The 16,305-nt window shown below is 68.4% G+C and carries 14 protein-coding genes and 1 tRNA gene; 12 read left to right on the top strand and 3 right to left on the bottom strand.

All coding sequences use genetic code 11. The features are described from left to right. The 5 genes from CXY81_RS17310 to CXY81_RS15900 all read left to right on the top strand — a co-directional run. On the top strand, window positions 1–263 hold a 263-nt coding region (locus CXY81_RS17310; protein WP_146067722.1), incomplete at its 5' end, for an LPXTG cell wall anchor domain-containing protein. A 174-nt stretch (window positions 264–437) separates the two neighbouring features. Beyond that, a complete protein-coding gene (locus CXY81_RS15915; protein ID WP_146067721.1) occupies window positions 438–1,067 on the top strand; it encodes a hypothetical protein in 630 nt (209 codons plus the stop codon). A gap of 56 nt (window positions 1,068–1,123) precedes the next feature. Next, window positions 1,124–1,996, top strand: a complete 873-nt coding sequence (locus CXY81_RS15910; RefSeq protein WP_233194214.1) for a sortase — start codon at window positions 1,124–1,126, stop codon at window positions 1,994–1,996. 224 nt (window positions 1,997–2,220) lie between these two features. Then, the gene (locus CXY81_RS15905) at window positions 2,221–2,994 is read left to right on the top strand and encodes a phosphate ABC transporter ATP-binding protein (protein WP_199183078.1); all 774 of its coding nucleotides are present in this window, start codon (window positions 2,221–2,223) and stop codon (window positions 2,992–2,994) included. A gap of 87 nt (window positions 2,995–3,081) precedes the next feature. Further along, on the top strand, window positions 3,082–4,602 hold the full coding sequence (locus CXY81_RS15900; RefSeq protein ID WP_104170815.1) for a CYTH and CHAD domain-containing protein: 1,521 nt from the start codon (window positions 3,082–3,084) through the stop codon (window positions 4,600–4,602). Between the two features lies 1 nt (window position 4,603). Here the strand turns inward: CXY81_RS15900 and CXY81_RS15895 are convergent, their stop codons facing one another. After that, window positions 4,604–5,095, bottom strand: a complete 492-nt coding sequence (locus tag CXY81_RS15895; protein WP_104100822.1) for a MarR family winged helix-turn-helix transcriptional regulator — start codon at window positions 5,093–5,095, stop codon at window positions 4,604–4,606. Window positions 5,096–5,218: 123 nt separating this feature from the next. On the opposite strand from CXY81_RS15895, the gene CXY81_RS15890 reads away from it, so the two are divergent. The 3 genes from CXY81_RS15890 (at window position 5,219) to CXY81_RS15880 (ending at window position 7,755) form a co-directional block, all read left to right on the top strand. Further along, window positions 5,219–5,290 (top strand) — tRNA-Gln (locus CXY81_RS15890). Window positions 5,291–5,352: 62 nt separating this feature from the next. After that, window positions 5,353–6,777, top strand: a complete 1,425-nt coding sequence (glmU, locus tag CXY81_RS15885) for a bifunctional UDP-N-acetylglucosamine diphosphorylase/glucosamine-1-phosphate N-acetyltransferase GlmU (protein WP_104100823.1) — start codon at window positions 5,353–5,355, stop codon at window positions 6,775–6,777. Next, window positions 6,778–7,755, top strand: a complete 978-nt coding sequence (locus CXY81_RS15880) for a ribose-phosphate diphosphokinase (RefSeq protein ID WP_104170817.1) — start codon at window positions 6,778–6,780, stop codon at window positions 7,753–7,755. A gap of 97 nt (window positions 7,756–7,852) precedes the next feature. Here CXY81_RS15880 and CXY81_RS15875 read toward each other — a convergent pair whose 3' ends face one another. Beyond that, on the bottom strand, window positions 7,853–8,221 hold the full coding sequence (locus tag CXY81_RS15875) for a hypothetical protein (protein WP_104195394.1): 369 nt from the start codon (window positions 8,219–8,221) through the stop codon (window positions 7,853–7,855). Between the two features lie 225 nt (window positions 8,222–8,446). Here CXY81_RS15875 and CXY81_RS15870 point away from each other — a divergent pair, with 225 nt between their 5' ends. After that, window positions 8,447–9,406, top strand: a complete 960-nt coding sequence (locus CXY81_RS15870; protein WP_104195393.1) for a hypothetical protein — start codon at window positions 8,447–8,449, stop codon at window positions 9,404–9,406. A gap of 122 nt (window positions 9,407–9,528) precedes the next feature. On the opposite strand, the gene gndA is transcribed toward CXY81_RS15870, so the two are convergent. Further along, window positions 9,529–10,932: an NADP-dependent phosphogluconate dehydrogenase gene (gene gndA / locus CXY81_RS15865; RefSeq protein ID WP_233194227.1), complete on the bottom strand. Its 1,404-nt coding sequence runs from the start codon at window positions 10,930–10,932 to the stop codon at window positions 9,529–9,531. Between the two features lie 392 nt (window positions 10,933–11,324). Here gndA and CXY81_RS15860 point away from each other — a divergent pair, with 392 nt between their 5' ends. The 3 genes from CXY81_RS15860 to mfd are packed head-to-tail and all read left to right on the top strand — an operon-like array spanning window position 11,325 to window position 16,235. Beyond that, on the top strand, window positions 11,325–11,936 hold the full coding sequence (locus CXY81_RS15860) for a 50S ribosomal protein L25/general stress protein Ctc (RefSeq protein WP_104170822.1): 612 nt from the start codon (window positions 11,325–11,327) through the stop codon (window positions 11,934–11,936). A 38-nt stretch (window positions 11,937–11,974) separates the two neighbouring features. Then, window positions 11,975–12,556 (top strand): aminoacyl-tRNA hydrolase, encoded by a 582-nt coding sequence (gene pth / locus CXY81_RS15855; RefSeq protein WP_104195391.1) that lies wholly within the window; start codon window positions 11,975–11,977, stop codon window positions 12,554–12,556. A 52-nt stretch (window positions 12,557–12,608) separates the two neighbouring features. Beyond that, window positions 12,609–16,235, top strand: coding sequence for a transcription-repair coupling factor (mfd, locus tag CXY81_RS15850; protein ID WP_104195390.1), 3,627 nt, complete (start codon window positions 12,609–12,611; stop codon window positions 16,233–16,235). The last annotated feature ends 70 nt before the right edge of the window (window positions 16,236–16,305 follow it).

Here is a 16,305-nt window from a genome sequence, read left to right as displayed (position 1 = left end):
CGACGCCGACGCCGACTGTGACGCCGACGCCGACCGCGACGCCGACTCCGGTTCCTGCTGTGACGCCGGGCCTCAACTCCGGCTCGTCGGGCAACCCGGCGTCTGGCTCGTCAGAGCGCGTTGCCGCAGCGACGAAGGCCGACAAGGAGCTCGCGTCGACCGGAACAGCCAACACCCTTCCGCTGCTGGCTTCGGGCATGCTCGCCCTCGCGGCCGGGGCCGGCGTGATTATCGCGCGTCGCTTCCGCCGCGCTGACAAGTAGACAGCACACCGTACGTCCGAAGGCCACGGGACAAGTTGTCCCGTGGCCTTCGGGCGGTCGTCGGCGTCTATGCGTCTGTTGAGTCGATGCATTGGCGCTCGCGCGCGAGATCGCGTTTCCCCGTCGTTTGCTTTGCGTCCAGCATGCCGAAACCTCGAATGGACTAACTTAATCGTGCTCACAACCACTGCCGCGCCCCGCCTGACGGCCGTGACCCTCATCGCAATGTCCTTGATTTGCGGGCTTGCCGGGCTCACCGCGACTCCCGCGAGCGCCGAGGCTGCCACGAATGGGCCCAGCGGTATGAGCGGGGACCCGACGAACATCCACGATTTCTTCTATGTCAGCGGGCTCACCGTGCTACCCGCTCCGCAGATCGGGCCGGAGGGTGGGGACCTGACCCTGGAGTTCACGATGAAGAACGTCAGCACCGCCCCGATCACCTCGAGCCTTCGGTTCTGGCTCGACAATGCGATCAACCTGCCCGTCCAGACGCTCGACACGGTCGAGGTTGCCAACCTCGCACCGGGGGAGACACGCACCATGAGGGCAACCTTCGAAGATGTCGGCCAGTGGACCTTCTTCCGAGGCCACGTGACGATGACTCCGCCCGTGGACATCGCCGGCACGGCCCTCTGGTCGCTGACCCGCGACTCGTTCACGCTCATCCTGCCGTGGTTCCTCACGGCGATGCTCGTGCTCCTGGCAGCGCTCGTCCTGGCGGTGCGCCAGTTGCTTCGGCTCCGCCGGTTACAACGCCCACTGCCCGACCTCGCACCCGGCTACGGGCCGGTCACATCGTGACGATCGCCACAACGCTCCGGCGACCGAAGCTGCCAACGCCGCCGCGGCGCATGCCCGTGCCCCCGCGCGCACCCGTGGTGCTGAGCGCGCGCGATCAGGCCATCCGCACCACGCTCACGATCGTTGCCGTGCTCATCTTCGGCTTTCTCGCCAACCTCACGATTTTCGGCCAAGTGCAGCACTTCGTCTCGCAGCAGCAGCTGACGAACTCGCTGCGAGCAGAGCTCGCTCAGGGCACGGCCCCGGTCAGCGAGGGCACCGTGGACCAGGTTCTGCTCGAGGCCGGAGCCCCAGTGGCGCTGATCGACATTCCCTCGATCGGGGTGCACGAGGTGGTCGTCGAAGGAACCGACTCCGGTACCCTGCGTGCCGGACCGGGCCACCGCCGCGATACCGTGTTGCCGGGCCAGGCCGGCTACAGCGTCATCATGGGCCGCGCCGCTGCCTACGGCGGCCCTTTCGCCCGACTGCAGGAGTTACGACCGGGGCAGCAGTTCACCGTCATCACCGGGCAGGGCCGTCAGGAATTCTCCGTTCTCGGCGTGCGGTACGCGGGCGACCCCATGCCGGCTCCCCTCGGCGCGGGGAAGAGCCGCCTCGTCCTCGAGACGGCTCGCGGCCCCGCGTTTGTGCCGAGCGGGATCGCCCGGGTAGATGCTGAGCTCGTTTCGGAAACGAAACCGGCGGGCGTCCGAGCGACCACATTCGTGACCCTGCCTGCCGTCGACCGGGAGCTCGCCACTGACACCAGAACGGTGTGGGCGCTTGTGTTCGCCTTGCAGTTCCTGCTGCTGGTCGAAGTTGCCGCCGTATGGGCCTATCGACGCGTCGGCCTCCGCAAAACCTGGACGGTTTTCCTCCCCGTCGTCACCGTGGGCGGCCTGTTCGTGGCCGACCAGGTGGTGCGCCTGCTTCCGAACCTTCTGTAGAAACGATGGAGTCCATGAACGACGAAATGATCAACGCTGACGCGACGCAGGTGCTGCCGCTACCGAAGGCGCCACGTCAGCGAGACAGCAGGCTGCGCCCGCCGGCTCGATCCGCCGCGCCGACCCTGACGAGTCGCCTGTCCGTGCCGTGGCGCAAACGCCCGGCCGGCCAGGACCTGTCCCCGGAAGCCCCGGGCCACGCGGCTGTGGGGGACCTCGCCCCACTGGCCACCCTCGAAGGCCGCAACGTTTCCGCCTGGTTCGGCGAGCGTCAGGTTCTCGACCGGGTCAACCTCGTGATGCCCGCGGGCGTCATCACCTCGCTGATCGGGCCGTCGGGCTGCGGCAAGTCGACGTTCCTGCGCATCCTGAACCGGATGCACGAGCTCGTTCCCTCCGCGAGCCTGGCCGGAGAGGTGCTCCTCGACGGCGTAGACATCTATGACCCGGAACGCAAGCTCGTCGACGCCCGCAAACACATCGGGATGGTCTTCCAGAAGCCCAACCCCTTCCCGGCGATGTCGATCTACGACAACGTCATCGCAGGCCTCACCCTCACCGGCCAGGATGCCTCGAACGACGAGAAGGACTACCTCGTGGAGAGCTGCCTGACCAAGGCCGGCCTGTGGAAGGAAGTGCGGGACCGTCTTCGGGCGCCGGGCGGCGGGCTGTCCGGCGGCCAGCAGCAACGCCTGTGTATCGCCCGATCCCTGGCGGTGACTCCGCGCATCCTGCTCATGGACGAACCGTGCTCGGCCCTCGACCCCACGTCGACGCGGGTGATCGAGGAGACCATGCTCGAACTCGCCCGGGAGGTGACCATCGTGATCGTGACCCACAACATGCAGCAGGCGCAGCGCGTCTCGCAGAACTGCGCCTTCTTCCTCTCCGCTCAGGGCACGCCCGGCGGGATCGTGGAACACGGACCCACCGACGCCATGTTCGGCAACCCGATCGACCCGCGCACCGCGGACTACGTCAACGGCCGGTTCGGGTAACGATCGGCGGCCTGGGATCTGAGAACCGGCCGGAAACTGGGGGTCCGCTTTTCCCCTCCGGGCCGCCTGGCCGAATTACACTGAAGCATGACTTCCGCTGGCTATGCCGAGATCGAACGCACTTTCGACGTCAACCCGGCGACAACGCTGCCGCCCCTGCACGACCTGCCGGGCGTCACCCACGTGGAGCCGCCCGTCGAGCACCACCTCGATGCCCTCTACTACGACAGCATCGACATGGTCCTCGCCAGCCGGCGGCTGACCCTGCGCCGCCGCACCGGGGGAGACGACGCCGGCTGGCACCTCAAGCTCCCGGTCGCCGTTGACGAGCGTCGCGAGATTCGGGAGCCGCTGGGCGAGCACCCGGAGCACATCCCGGAGGCCATCCTCAACCTCGTGCGCGCGGTGCTCCGCGGCCGCACACTGGTGCCCGTGGTGCGGCTGCGCACCCGACGCACGGTGCACGAACTCGTCGGCGAGGACGACCAGGTGCTCGCCGAGGTGTGCGACGACGAGGTGCAGGCCGACCGGCTCGCGCCGGAGCCGCTCAGCCAGACCTGGCGGGAATGGGAGGTCGAGCTCGTGCACGGCTCCCGCGACCTGCTCGACGCCGCCCAGGCGCGGCTCGCGTCGGTCGGCGTGGAGCCATCCGGGACCCCGTCCAAACTTGCCCGCGCCCTCGGCGACGCTCTGCCGCCCTTCGTCACGGTCCCAGTACCTCGGCCGACCCGCAAGAGCTCCGCCGGCACCGTGCTGCTGAAGTACGTGCACGAACAGGTGCGGGCGATCGGCACCCAGGATGCCCGGGTCCGAGAGAACGACGCGGACGGCGTGCACCGGATGCGCGTGGCCACCCGCCGCCTGCGCTCGGCCCTGTCCACTTACCGGGACTGTCTGGACACCGCGGTCACCGGGCCCCTCCGCAACGAGCTGCGCTGGCTGGCCGCCTCGCTCGGCGCCCCCCGGGACGCGGAGGTGATCCGGCAGCGCCTCGCCCACCGGCTCGGGCAGGGACCGGCCGGACTCGTCGTGGGTCCGCTGACGGAGCGCATCGACGAACACTTCGCCGCGGTCATCCGGGGCGCCTGCAGCCAGACCCTCGCCGCCCTCGACTCCGAGCGGTACTTCCGGCTGCTCGACACACTCGACGCCGTGCTGGCCACCCCGCCGCTGCTCCCTCCGGCGGACAAGCCCGCGAGCATCGTCATCCCCGAACTGATCCGCGCGGACTGGAAGCGGCTGCGCGCATCCGTTTTCCTGGCGCAAGGCACCCCGTCGGGCGCTGTGCGCGACGAGGCGCTGCACGAGGCGCGCAAACGGGCCAAGCAGCTGCGCTACGCGGCCGAGACGGCCACGCCGCTGCGGCGCAGCCGAGCGGTGCGGCTCGTGGCCGCGGCCCGGCAGGTGCAGGACACCCTCGGCGACCATCAGGACAGCGTCGTCGCCCGGGAGGAGCTGCTCCGGCTCGGCATGGCCGCGTACCTGCAGGGTGAGAACGCCTTCAGCTACGGTCGGCTGCACGCCGTGGAACAGAACGGGGCCGCCGCCGTGGAGGCGCGTTTCTTCCGCACCTGGCGGGACTTTCCGAAGGCCTCGATCGCGAAATAACTCAGTCGAAGCCGAGGCTGAGCTTGCGCAGCAGGGTCGCGAGACCGGCCTGCTCGCTCGGCGACAGCATGGCGAGCAATTCGGCCTCGGCGTCGACCAGCCGGGTGATGGCGGCATCCACCCGGGTGAGCCCGGCCGGGTTCATCCCCACGAAAATGCCGCGTCCGTCATTGGGGTCCGTGCGCCGGGTGACCAGCCCGCGCTCGACGAGCCGGTCGATCCGGTTGGTCATTGTGCCGCTGGAGACCAGCGTCTGCTGCAGCAGGGCCTTCGGGCTCAGCTCGTAGGGTGCCCCCGCGCGGCGCAGCGCCGAGAGCACGTCGAACTCCCAGGAGTCCAACTCTGAGCGGGAGAACGCGGTGCGGCGGGCGCGGTCCAGGTGCTTGGACAGACGGGCCACGCGCGACAGCACCTGAAGCGGTGCGAAGTCGAGGTCGGGCCGTTCGCGCAGCCAGGCGTCAACGATCCGGTCGACTTCGTCATGTGCGGGCATCCGTCTATTATCCCGCTCGGGCACGCCAACCGGCGCAGGAGCGCGTCCCAGGAGCGCCGGGGCGCGCTATCGGCGCGATATCTGGCAGACTTGTCACCGTTGGTCGGCCCTCGGTCGACGAATTCCGCCGTGGTGTAATGGCAGCACGACAGCCTTTGGAGCTGTTAGGTCTAGGTTCGAGTCCTGGCGGCGGAGCACTGCATGGCGTCACCATCCGGTCTTCCCCGGGCGGCTCCACCGAAGCTAGAGGAAACCCCGTGACTGATTCCCGACTCGCAATCGTCGTGCTGGCCGCCGGCCAGGGCACCCGCATGAAATCAAGCACTCCGAAACTGCTGCACGAGCTGGCCGGTCTGCCCATTCTCAGCCATGTGCTGGCGACATCCCGCGCCCTCGAAGCGGCACACGTCGTCACCGTGGTGCGCCACGAGCGCGACCAGCTGGCCGCCCTCGTCGGCAAGGACCTGCCCGAGAGCCTGATCGTCGACCAGGACGAGCTGCCCGGCACCGGACGGGCCGTGGAGCAGGCCATCACCGCTCTCCCCGATGACTTCGAGGGCGACGTGCTCGTGGTCAGCGGCGACGTGCCGCTGCTCAACGCGGCCACGCTGGCCAGTTTCGTCGCTGCGCACCGCGACCGGGACGTCTCGGCCACCGTGCTCTCCTCCTTTCCGGAAGACGCCACCGGCTATGGCCGCATCGTGCGCTCCGAAGAGGGCGCCTTCGACCGCATTGTCGAGCAGAAGGATGCGACGGCCGAGGAACGTGCCATCTCCGAGACGAACGCCGGGGTCTACGTCTTCCGCGTAGCCGAGTTGCGCGAGCAGCTGGCCAACGTCACCACCGAGAACGCGCAGGGAGAGAAGTACCTCACCGACGTGGTCGGGCTGCTGCGACAGGCCGGGGCCGAAGTGCGGGCCGTGCCGGTCGCCGACGCCTGGCTGGTGGCCGGCATCAACGACCGGTCCCAGCTCAGCGAGACCGCGCGCCAGCTGAACGGCCTCATCGTCTACGGCTGGCAGCTGGCCGGCGTGACCGTGCAGGATCCTGCCACCACCTGGATCGACCTCAAGGCGAAGCTGGCTCCGGATGTCATCATCCGGCCGGGCACGCAGATCCTCGGTTCGACCGTGATCGAGACCGGTGCCGTGATCGGCCCGGACACCACCCTTCTCGATTGTGAAATCGGCGAGAACGCGGTGGTGAAGCGCACGGATGCGACGCTCGCGGTCATCGGCGCCGGCGCATCCGTCGGTCCGTTCGCCTATCTGCGCCCGGGCACGAATCTGGGCGCTGACGGCAAGATCGGTACCTTTGTCGAGACCAAGAACGCGACCATCGGCGTGGGTAGCAAAGTGCCGCACCTCAGCTACGTCGGCGACGCGACCGTGGGAGTGGGATCGAACATCGGGGCCGGCACGATCTTCGCTAACTACGACGGTGTGACCAAGAACCACAGTGAGATCGGGTCCCACGTGCGCACCGGGTCGCACAACGTGTTCGTCGCGCCGATTAGGATTGGGGACGGGGCGTACACGGGTGCCGGAACAATCGTCCGTAAGGACGTGCCGGCCGGGGCCTTGGGCCTCACCGTGGCCCCACAACGCAATATGGACGGCTGGGTACAGACCAACCGCCCAGGAACCGACGCGGCGGCGGCTGCGGCAAAGAGTGGAGACTAGGTGTCTGGAATCAAGACCAGCGGCGAAAAGCGACTTGTATTGGTTTCGGGGCGAGCACACCCGCAACTGGCACTGGACATCGCCACGGAACTTGGTACCGAACTCGTTCACACCGACGCACGCACCTTCGCGAACGGCGAGATCTACGCGCGATTCGATGAGAGCGTGCGCGGCTCGGACACCTTCGTGATCCAGTCGCACACCGACCCGATCAACGAGTGGCTGATGGAACAGCTGATCATGGTCGACGCGCTCAAGCGGGCCTCCGCAAAGCGCATCACGGTCGTGGCGCCGTTCTACCCTTACGCCCGCCAGGACAAGAAGGGCCGCGGCCGCGAGCCGATCTCGGCCCGGCTGATCGCCGACCTGTTCAAGGTCGCCGGAGCCGACCGGATCATGGCCGTCGACCTGCACGCCGCCCAGATCCAGGGCTTCTTCGACGGCCCCGTCGACCACCTCTTCGCCATGCCCGTGCTGCTCGAGCACTTCAAGGAGAAGCTCGACCCGGCCACCCTGACGGTCGTCTCGCCCGACATGGGCCGCGTGCGCGTCGCCGACATCTGGAGCGACAAGCTCGGCGCCCCGCTGGCCATCATCCATAAGCGTCGCGACCCGAAGGTCTCCAACCGGGTCTCCGTGCACGAGATCGTCGGCCAGGTCGAGGGTCGCGTCTGCCTGATCGTCGACGACATGATCGACACCGGCCGCACAATCGTTCTCGCCGCCGAGGCCCTGCGCGCCGCCGGCGCGATCGGCGTCGTCGTCGCCGCCACCCACGCCGTGTTCAGCCACCCGGCGCTGGAGCTGCTGCAGAATCCCGCGATCTCCGAGGTCGTCGTCACCGACACCCTGCCGATCCCCGAGGAGAAGCGCTTCCCCACACTCACCGTACTGCCGATCGCGCCGCTTCTGGCGCGGGCCATCCACGAGGTCTTCGACGAGGGTTCCGTCACCTCGATGTTCGACGGCGCCGCATAGCCGCGGGCCCTTCGCACAGCGAACCCCGGCCGGTCGTCGACGGATGTCGGTGACCGGCCATCAGCCTGTCGGGGCTCAGTCCTGATCGGGACCGGGTCTACACCGGCATCTCGGTGCTGGGCGCCCGGGGCGCCGAGGGAATGATGCCGAGCGGCACGACATACGTCTCGCGCTCGTTCAGATCGATCGCGTAGCACTGCCAGCCGAAGCCGCCCGGACCGTTCAGCTCGAAGCGGGCGTCGAAGTCGACGGCGCCCGGATAGTACCGAGCCGTGGCCACGCTGCACGCATTGGCGGCCGTGGTCGTCGCCACCTGCACGCTCGTCAGGATGCCGGGCACGATCAGCGCCACGAGTCCGAGCACGACGACGATGCGCATGATCAGGAGGGTGCGCGGACTGCGCAGTGGCCGGCCGGCATCCAGCGGCTCGTAACCGGAGAGTTCGGGGTGGTCGTCGCTCGTCATCAGGCTCCCAGTATCGCAAACAAGGCTGCTTCGTGCTGAACCTCCCCAACTGTTGCCCCAGCGGACGACTGTTGCCGGTGTGCGGGCAACAGTCGTCCGCTGCGGCAACGTTTGTTCCGCCGGGAGCGACGCGGCCACCCCTCCCCAGGCTCCCCGGGCCGCGCGGGCCCCACGGAACACGGGGGGAGCGGCACCGTACCCGCTTCACACCGCGAACCTCGGCAGATGGCTGACGCGCGAATCGACGAGCACACCGGGCTGTACCTCTCGGGCGGGGCCGCCGCCACGGAGTCAGGCGACCGGCAGTTTCGGCGCGAGGCGCAGTTCGGGAGGAGTGCGCTACGGCTACGCCGCGGTGTCTTCACCACGACGGAACACTGGGGGCCGCTCCCACCGCGACAGAGGCACCTCGCCGAGATCCGCGCGGTCGTCGCCACGCGAACGCGCGACCCTCTGATCAGCCATCAATCGGCGGCGGCCGTGTGGGGGATTCCCCTGGCCGAGGCCTGGCCGAGCACGGTGCACGTGCTCGCACCTCCGCAGTCCCGGGCGCGGAGCAAGAATGGCGTGACGGTCCACCGCATCGACGTTCCCGACGGTGACATCGTCGACATCGACGGGATGCTCGTGACCAGTCCCGCGCGCACCCTGCTCGACCTGGCGCGCACCAGGAGTTTCGCCACAGCCGTCGTCGCGATCGATCATGCCCTCAATCAGCGAAGTGCATCCCCGGAGGTCTTCCTGACGGACGAGGTGCTGCGCGAGAAACTCCAGGAGTCGGTGTCGCCCCGGGGGTGGGTGAAGGCGGAACGGGCCATCCGCTTCGGACGGCCCAATGCGGACAACCCGGGTGAATCGCTCAGTCGCGTGGCGATCTTCGAGCTGGGCTTCCCCGATCCCCTGCTGCAGACGTGCCATCGCAACCCTCGCGGCGGCTTCTACTTCACCGACTTCGAGTGGCCGGCCTATCGTCTGATCGGGGAGTTCGACGGGCAGGGCAAATACCTGAAGGCGGAGTATCTCCGGGGACTCACGCCCGGGGAAGCGGTCACCCGGGAGAAGGTGCGCGAGGATGACCTCCGCTCGGAGGGCAATCGCATGGCCCGCTGGGGTCCCTCCGATGTGCGCCAGCGCGGGTCGCTCTTGCGCATCCTCACAACCGCAGGGCTCCCGGTCCTCCGATAATCTGCCGGCTGACACACAGGTGTTGCCAGCGCATAAAACTGTTGCCGGAGCGGACAACTGTTGCCGGTGTGCGGGCAACACTCGTCCGCTCCGGCAACAGTTGCGCCACCGGAGGAACGGCTCTAGAGCGAGGAGCCCTCGGTATTGATTTCGCTGCGGTCCCCCGACCACAGGGTGTGGAAGGTTCCGGGCATGTCGACGCGCTTATAGGTGTGCGCGCCGAAGAAGTCGCGCTGGCCCTGCACGAGTGCGGCGGGGAGCCGTTCACTCGCGAGCGAGTCGAAGTAGCTGAGCGCCGACGCGAAGCCGGGAACCGGGATGCCCGACAGTGCCGCCGTCGAGACCACGCGGCGCCACGCCGACTCGCCGTCGGCGACGGCCTGAGCGAAGTACGGGTCGGCGAGCAGGGAGGCGATCGACGGGTCGTTGGCGTAGGCGTCGACGATGCGGTTCAAGAACTGGGCCCGGATGATGCAGCCGCCGCGCCAGATCGTGGCGATGGCGCCCTTGTCCACGGTCCAGCCGTACTTCTTCGCACCGGCGATGATCGCGTCAAAGCCCTGGGCATAGGCAACGACTTTCGACGCGTAGAGCGCCTGGCGCACGTCGTCTTGGAAGGTGTGGCCGACGACGGCGATTTCCGGGCGCGCGGTGATGGCGGCGCGCACGGGGACGCGCTGCTCCGGGTGGCTGGACACGGCGCGGGCGAAGACGGCCTCGGCGATGCCGCCGACGGGCACGCCCAGGTCGAGCGCGTTCTGCACGGTCCACACGCCGGTGCCCTTCGAGCCGGCCTCGTCGAGCACGACATCGATGAACGGCAGGCCGGTCTTGGCGTCGACCTGGCGCAGCACCTCGGCGGTGATCTCGATCAGGTAGCTCTCGAGGTCACCCTCGTTCCACTCGGTGAACACGTCGGCGATGGCGGCGGGGGAGTGCCCAGTCACCTTGCGGAGCAGGTCGTAGGCCTCCGCGATGAGCTGCATGTCGGCGTATTCGATGCCGTTGTGGATCATCTTGACGAAGTGACCGGCGCCATCCGTGCCGATGTGAGTGACGCAGGGGACGCCGTCGACGACGGCCGCGATCGATTCGAGGATCGGGCCGAGGGTCTTATAGGCCTCCACCGAGCCGCCGGGCATGATGCTGGGGCCCTTGAGGGCACCCTCTTCGCCGCCGGAGATGCCGGCGCCGACGAAGTTCACTCCCTTGGCGCGCACCTCCTTCTCGCGGCGGATGGTGTCCTGGAAGTCGGCGTTGCCACCGTCCACGATGATGTCGCCGGGCTCGAACAGGGCGGTCAGTCGGCTGATCACGGCATCCGTGCCCGCACCGGCCTGCACCATGATGATCGCGGTACGCGGCTTCTGCAGCGACGCCACGAACTCCTCGATGGTCTCTGAGGCGACGAAGCCGGCCTCGGGGTGCTCGGTCGTGAGCAGACGGGTGCGCTCCGGGGAGCGGTTGTACACCGCCACGGTGTTGCCCGCACGGCTGGCTAGGTTGCGGGCGAGGTTCGAGCCCATCACCGCCAGTCCCACTACGCCAATGTTTGCCTGTGCTGCGCCGGTTTCGGCCACGTTTGCTCCTTCAGCTATCTGTTCTCAGAACTCCTTCAAGGCTAGTCGTTCGGCCCATGGCCGTGACGTGGAGTGACGCGGGCGGCGCCGGTGACGGATGCCGCTGCGCGCGTTCGCCGCGCGCCGTCGCCTCCGCTAGACTCAGGAGTTGAACTTCGGCGAGGGCTGCCGCCCGCCGGGAAACCGAGGGTGCGGCATCCGTTATCGACGCGGCGGAATGCTTCACGGCCTTTCCTCACGCTGACACGCGTTCGAGTTGAAAATGAACCAGTACCCACCTTTGCGGGCATCGTCCGCAAATCAGATCTGGGCCGTAGCGGTCCGCAAGGAGAAACACCATGGCTGACGCCACCAACAAGATTGTCGCCGACCTGCGCGTGAAGTTCGGCAAGGGTGCGGCCCGCAAGCTGCGCGTGCTGGGCAAGATCCCCGCCGTCATGTACGGCCACGGCACCACCCCGGTTCACGTCGCGCTCCCCGCGCACCAGATCGGCCTGCTGCTGCGCCGCGCGAACGCCGTCCTCGAGCTGGACATCGATGGCAAGAGCCACCTGACCCTGGTCAAGGACGTCCAGAAGGACCCGTTCCTCCAGATCATCGAGCACCTCGACCTGATCGTCATCCGCAAGGGTGAGAAGGTTCAGGTCGAGGTTTCCGTGCACCTGAACGGCGAGTCGGCCCCCGGCACCATCGCCGACCTGGACACCAAGACCCTCCTGCTCGAGGTCGAGGCCACCAGCATCCCGCAGAACCTCCCGGTCTCCGTCGAGGGCCTCGAAGACGGCGACCAGATCCGCGCGAAGGACGTCGTGCTCCCCACGGGCGCCACGCTCATCTCCGACGAAGACGCCGTCGTCGTGTTCGTGCACCTGCCGGCCGAGGAAGAAGAGGAAGAGGAAGAACAGGCCGAGGCCGCCGAGGGCGACGCCGAGGCCGCTCCCGCCGAGTAGTCATCCCCTTCTGGTTTCGTCGTAAGCGGAGGATTCCCCTGGACGACAATCTTTGGCTCGTAGTCGGGCTCGGTAACCCCGGGCCCGACTACGCCGGTAACCGACACAATGTCGGCCACATGGTGGCTGCCGTGCTCGCCGACCGCCTGTCGGCGGCTTTCAGGAACCACAAAACGAATTCGTCGGTCGCCGAGGGGCGCAGTTTCCCCGGGGGGCCGAAGCTGGTGCTGGCCAAGCCGAACACGTTCATGAACGTGTCCGGCGGGCCGGTGGCCGCGCTGCTTCGCTTCTACTCGCTGGAGCCCGCGCACCTGATCGTCATCCACGACGACCTTGACCTCCCGTTCGACACGATGAAGATCAAGGTCGGCGGCGGCCACGGCGGCCACAACGGCCTGCGCGACATCATCGCCGCAGCGGGTACGAACGAGTTCATCCGCATCCGCGTCGGCATTGGGCGCCCGCCTGGCCGGCAGCCGGCCGCGGACTTCGTGCTGCACGACTTCACGTCCCCGGAACGTTCGGCTCTGCCCAACCTGTTGACGGATGCCGCCGACGCGATCGAACTCATCGCAGCCGAGGGCGTCGCCGCCGCGCAGCAGAAGTTCAACGCCCCCTGATTCCCCCTGATCGCCCGGGTTGGCTGTCAGCTGGGTTGCGTAGAATGCTCCGGTGACTCTCCAGGGCTTAATTGCCACACTTTCGCGCGCCTCCACATTCGACAATGCCCTCGCCTTTGCGAACCGGAACGTCGATTTCTCTCTCACCGAGGGGCTTCGCGCCCCGCTGCTCGCCGCCCTGCTCGAGCAGCGCACCCGGCTGGGCAAGGCCCCGGCCCTGCTGCTGATCACCGCCACCGGGCGGGAGTCGGAATCGCTGCACGAGAACCTTGCCTGCTTCGCCACCGACGCCGAGATCATCGACTTCCCGGCCTGGGAGACGCTGCCGCATGAGCGGCTCAGCCCCAGCGCCGAAATCGTCGGCAAGCGCCTCTTCGCCCTGCGACGGATGCGCGAGTGGGAGGAGAGCGCCCCGCCCGCCCGACGCCCCCTGATCGTCATCGCCTCCGTGCGCGCCGCGCTGCAGCCTGTGGCCGACAACCTCACCGACTACGAGCCGATCGACCTGGTCGCCGGCCAACGTGGTCACGACCTCTCCGCCATCGCGCGTCAGCTCGTCAACGTTGCCTATGCCCGGGTGGACATGGTCACGCGGCGCGGCGAGTTCGCGGTGCGCGGCGGCATCCTCGACGTCTTCCCGTCGATCGCCCCGCATCCTTACCGGGTGGAGTTCTTCGGGGACGAGGTCGAGCAGATCCGCGCGTTCTCGGTCGCGGACCAGCGCTCCTTTCCTGCCCCGGTCGACTCGGTGAGCCTGCCGCCGAGCCGCGAGCTGCTGCTCAGTCCCGCCGTTCGGCAGCGGGCCCGCGAGATGCAGCACGAGTTCCCGAGCCTGTCCGGCCTGCTCGCGAAGATCGCCGAGGGCATCCCGGTCGAGGGCATGGAGAGCCTCGCACCTGCTCTCGTCGACCGGCTCGTGCCGATCACCCACTATCTGCCCGCGGAGGCGGCCGTCGCCGTCATCTCGCCCGAGCGCGTCGCATCCCGGGCGATCAGCCTGGCCGAGACCAACCGGGAGTTCCTGGGCGCGGCGTGGAGCGCCGCGACCGCGGGCGCCGAGGCGCCGATCGACCTGGAGTCGGGCGACTTCCTCACCCTCGGGCGGCTGCGGGAGGCCGTGCAGTTCAGTGCGCCCGGCGCCCCGGCGTCCGCGCACGTGTGGTGGACCCTGAGCTCCTTCCAGGCGGCGCCGACGGATGCCCCGGTGCTGCCCGAGCACCGGGAACTCGACGACCTGCTCACGGTGCGGGTCGAGGGCGACGCCGTGCCGAGCTTCCAGGGCAGCGTCGAGGGCGCCGTCGGTCACCTGGCCGAGCGGCTGAAGGCCGGCTGGACCGTCGGCATCGTCGCCCAGGGTGCCGGGCTGGTCGAACGCGCCGCCGACGTTCTGGCCGAGCGGGAGCTGCCCGCCCGGATCGTCACGGAATGGCCGAGCCGACCCGAGGCCGGTATCGCCTACCTGCTGAAAGCATCCGTCGACCACGGTTTCGAACTTCCGGAGACGAAATTCTCACTGGTCAGCGAGTCCGAATTCTACGGCCGTACCGTGGGCTACGACGCGCGCCAGGTGAAGAAGCTGGCCAGCCGGCGCAAGAACGTCGTCGACCCGCTGCAGCTGAAGGCCGGCGACCACGTCGTGCACCAGACCCACGGCATCGGCCGGTTCATCGAGCTCACCCAGCGTGAGGTCTCCAGCGGCGGGCGCAACCCGGTCAAGACCAAGCGTGAATACCTCGTGCTCGAATACGCGCCGTCGAAGCGCGGGCACCCGGGCGACAAGCTCTACGTGCCCACCGACCAGCTCGACCTGGTCAGCCGCTACGTCGGCGGGGAGGCGCCGACGCTCAGCAAAATGGGCGGCAGCGACTGGTCGGCCGCGAAGACCAAGGCGCGTCGTGCCGTGCGGGACATCGCCGTCGAACTCGTCAAGCTCTACTCCGCACGGATGGCCAGCAAGGGCCACGCGTTCGGGCCGGACACCCCCTGGCAGCGCGAGTTGGAGGAGGCGTTCCCGTTCGCGGAGACGCCCGACCAGCTCACCACCATCGACGAGGTCAAGGCCGACATGGAACGGCCCATCCCGATGGACCGGCTGCTCTCCGGCGACGTCGGGTTCGGCAAGACCGAGGTGGCCGTGCGCGCCGCCTTCAAGGCGATCCAGGACGGCAAGCAGGTCGTCATGCTCGTGCCGACGACCCTGCTCGTGCGCCAGCACATGGAGACGTTCCAGGAGCGCTTCGCCGGATTCCCGGTGCACCTGCGCGCGCTCAGTCGATTCCAGACCGAGAAGGAATCCCGCGAAACCATGGCGGGCATGCTCGACGGCACCGTCGACCTCGTGATCGGCACCCACCGGCTGCTGTCGGACTCCATCGTGTTCAAGGACCTGGGCCTCGTGATCATCGACGAAGAGCAGCGCTTCGGCGTGGAGCACAAGGATGCGCTGAAGAAGCTCAAGACCAACGTGGATATCCTCGCGATGAGCGCCACGCCCATCCCGCGCACGCTGGAGATGGCGGTCACCGGCATCCGGGAGATGTCCACCCTGGCCACCCCGCCGGAGGACCGGCACCCGATCCTCACCTTCGTCGGACCGTACTCCGACCGCCAGGTGGCCGCGGCCATCCGGCGGGAGCTGCTGCGGGAGGGCCAGATCTTCGTCGTGCACAACCGGGTGTCCAGCATCAACCGGGTGGCCGCGAAGCTGGCCGAGCTCGTGCCGGAGGCGCGGATCGCCGTGGCGCACGGCCAGTTGCCGGAGGCACAGCTGGAACAGGTCGTCGTGGACTTCTGGGAGCGCAAATTCGATGTGCTGGTCTCGACGACGATCATCGAGACCGGCCTGGACATCGCCAACGCGAACACAATCATTATCGACCGCGCCGACAAGTTCGGGCTCAGCCAGTTGCATCAGCTGCGGGGGAGGGTCGGCCGCGGCCGGGAGCGCGCCTACGCCTATTTCCTCTACGACGAGAACAAACCGTTGACTGAGATCGCCCACGACCGGCTGTCGACCATCGCCGCGAACAACGAACTGGGCGCCGGCATGCAGGTGGCGTTGAAGGACCTCGAAATCCGCGGCGCGGGCAACCTGCTCGGCGGCGAGCAGGCCGGGCACATCGCCGGGGTCGGCTTCGACCTTTACCTGCGCATGATCGGCGAGGCCGTGAGCACCTTCCGCGGCGACGTCGCGGAGGGCCAGACGGAGCTGCGGCTCGAACTGCCCGTCGACGCCCACATCCCCGAAGACTACGTCGACAGCGAGCGGTTGCGCCTCGAGGCCTACCAGAAGCTGTCCGCCGCAAGCTCGCCGACGGCCGCGAAGGACCAGATCGACCTGGTCCTCGACGAACTCACCGATCGCTACGGCGAGCCGCCCCAGCCGGTGCAGAACCTCATCCTGGTCTCCCGGCTGCGCTGGCTGGCCCAGCAGGCCAGTCTCGGCGAGGTCGTCGCGATGGGTTCGAACCTGCGCGTGTCGCCGGCGAACCTCGCCGACTCGATGCAGGTGCGCCTGCAGCGCATGTACCCCGGGTCGCGCTACTTCACCCAGAACGGTGCGCTGACCGTGCCCATGCCGCGCATCAACGGGGAACCGCTCGGGGATGCGGCGCTGATCGCCTGGGCCGGCAACCTGCTCGACGCTCTCTTCCCGCGTCCCGTCGTCGCGGTCGCGTAGCCCGCCGCGGCCGGGTTGTCCGCGGTCGCGTGGCCCGTCGCGATCGCTTGACGAGTGGCCGTGGGTCCGA

Origin of the sequence: Cryobacterium sp. M25 (assembly GCF_002929635.1) — a bacterium.
Taxonomy (GTDB): domain Bacteria; phylum Actinomycetota; class Actinomycetes; order Actinomycetales; family Microbacteriaceae; genus Cryobacterium; species Cryobacterium sandaracinum.
The sequence above is the reverse complement of the archived record's forward strand: the minus strand, read 5'-3'. Positions and strand labels throughout refer to the sequence as shown.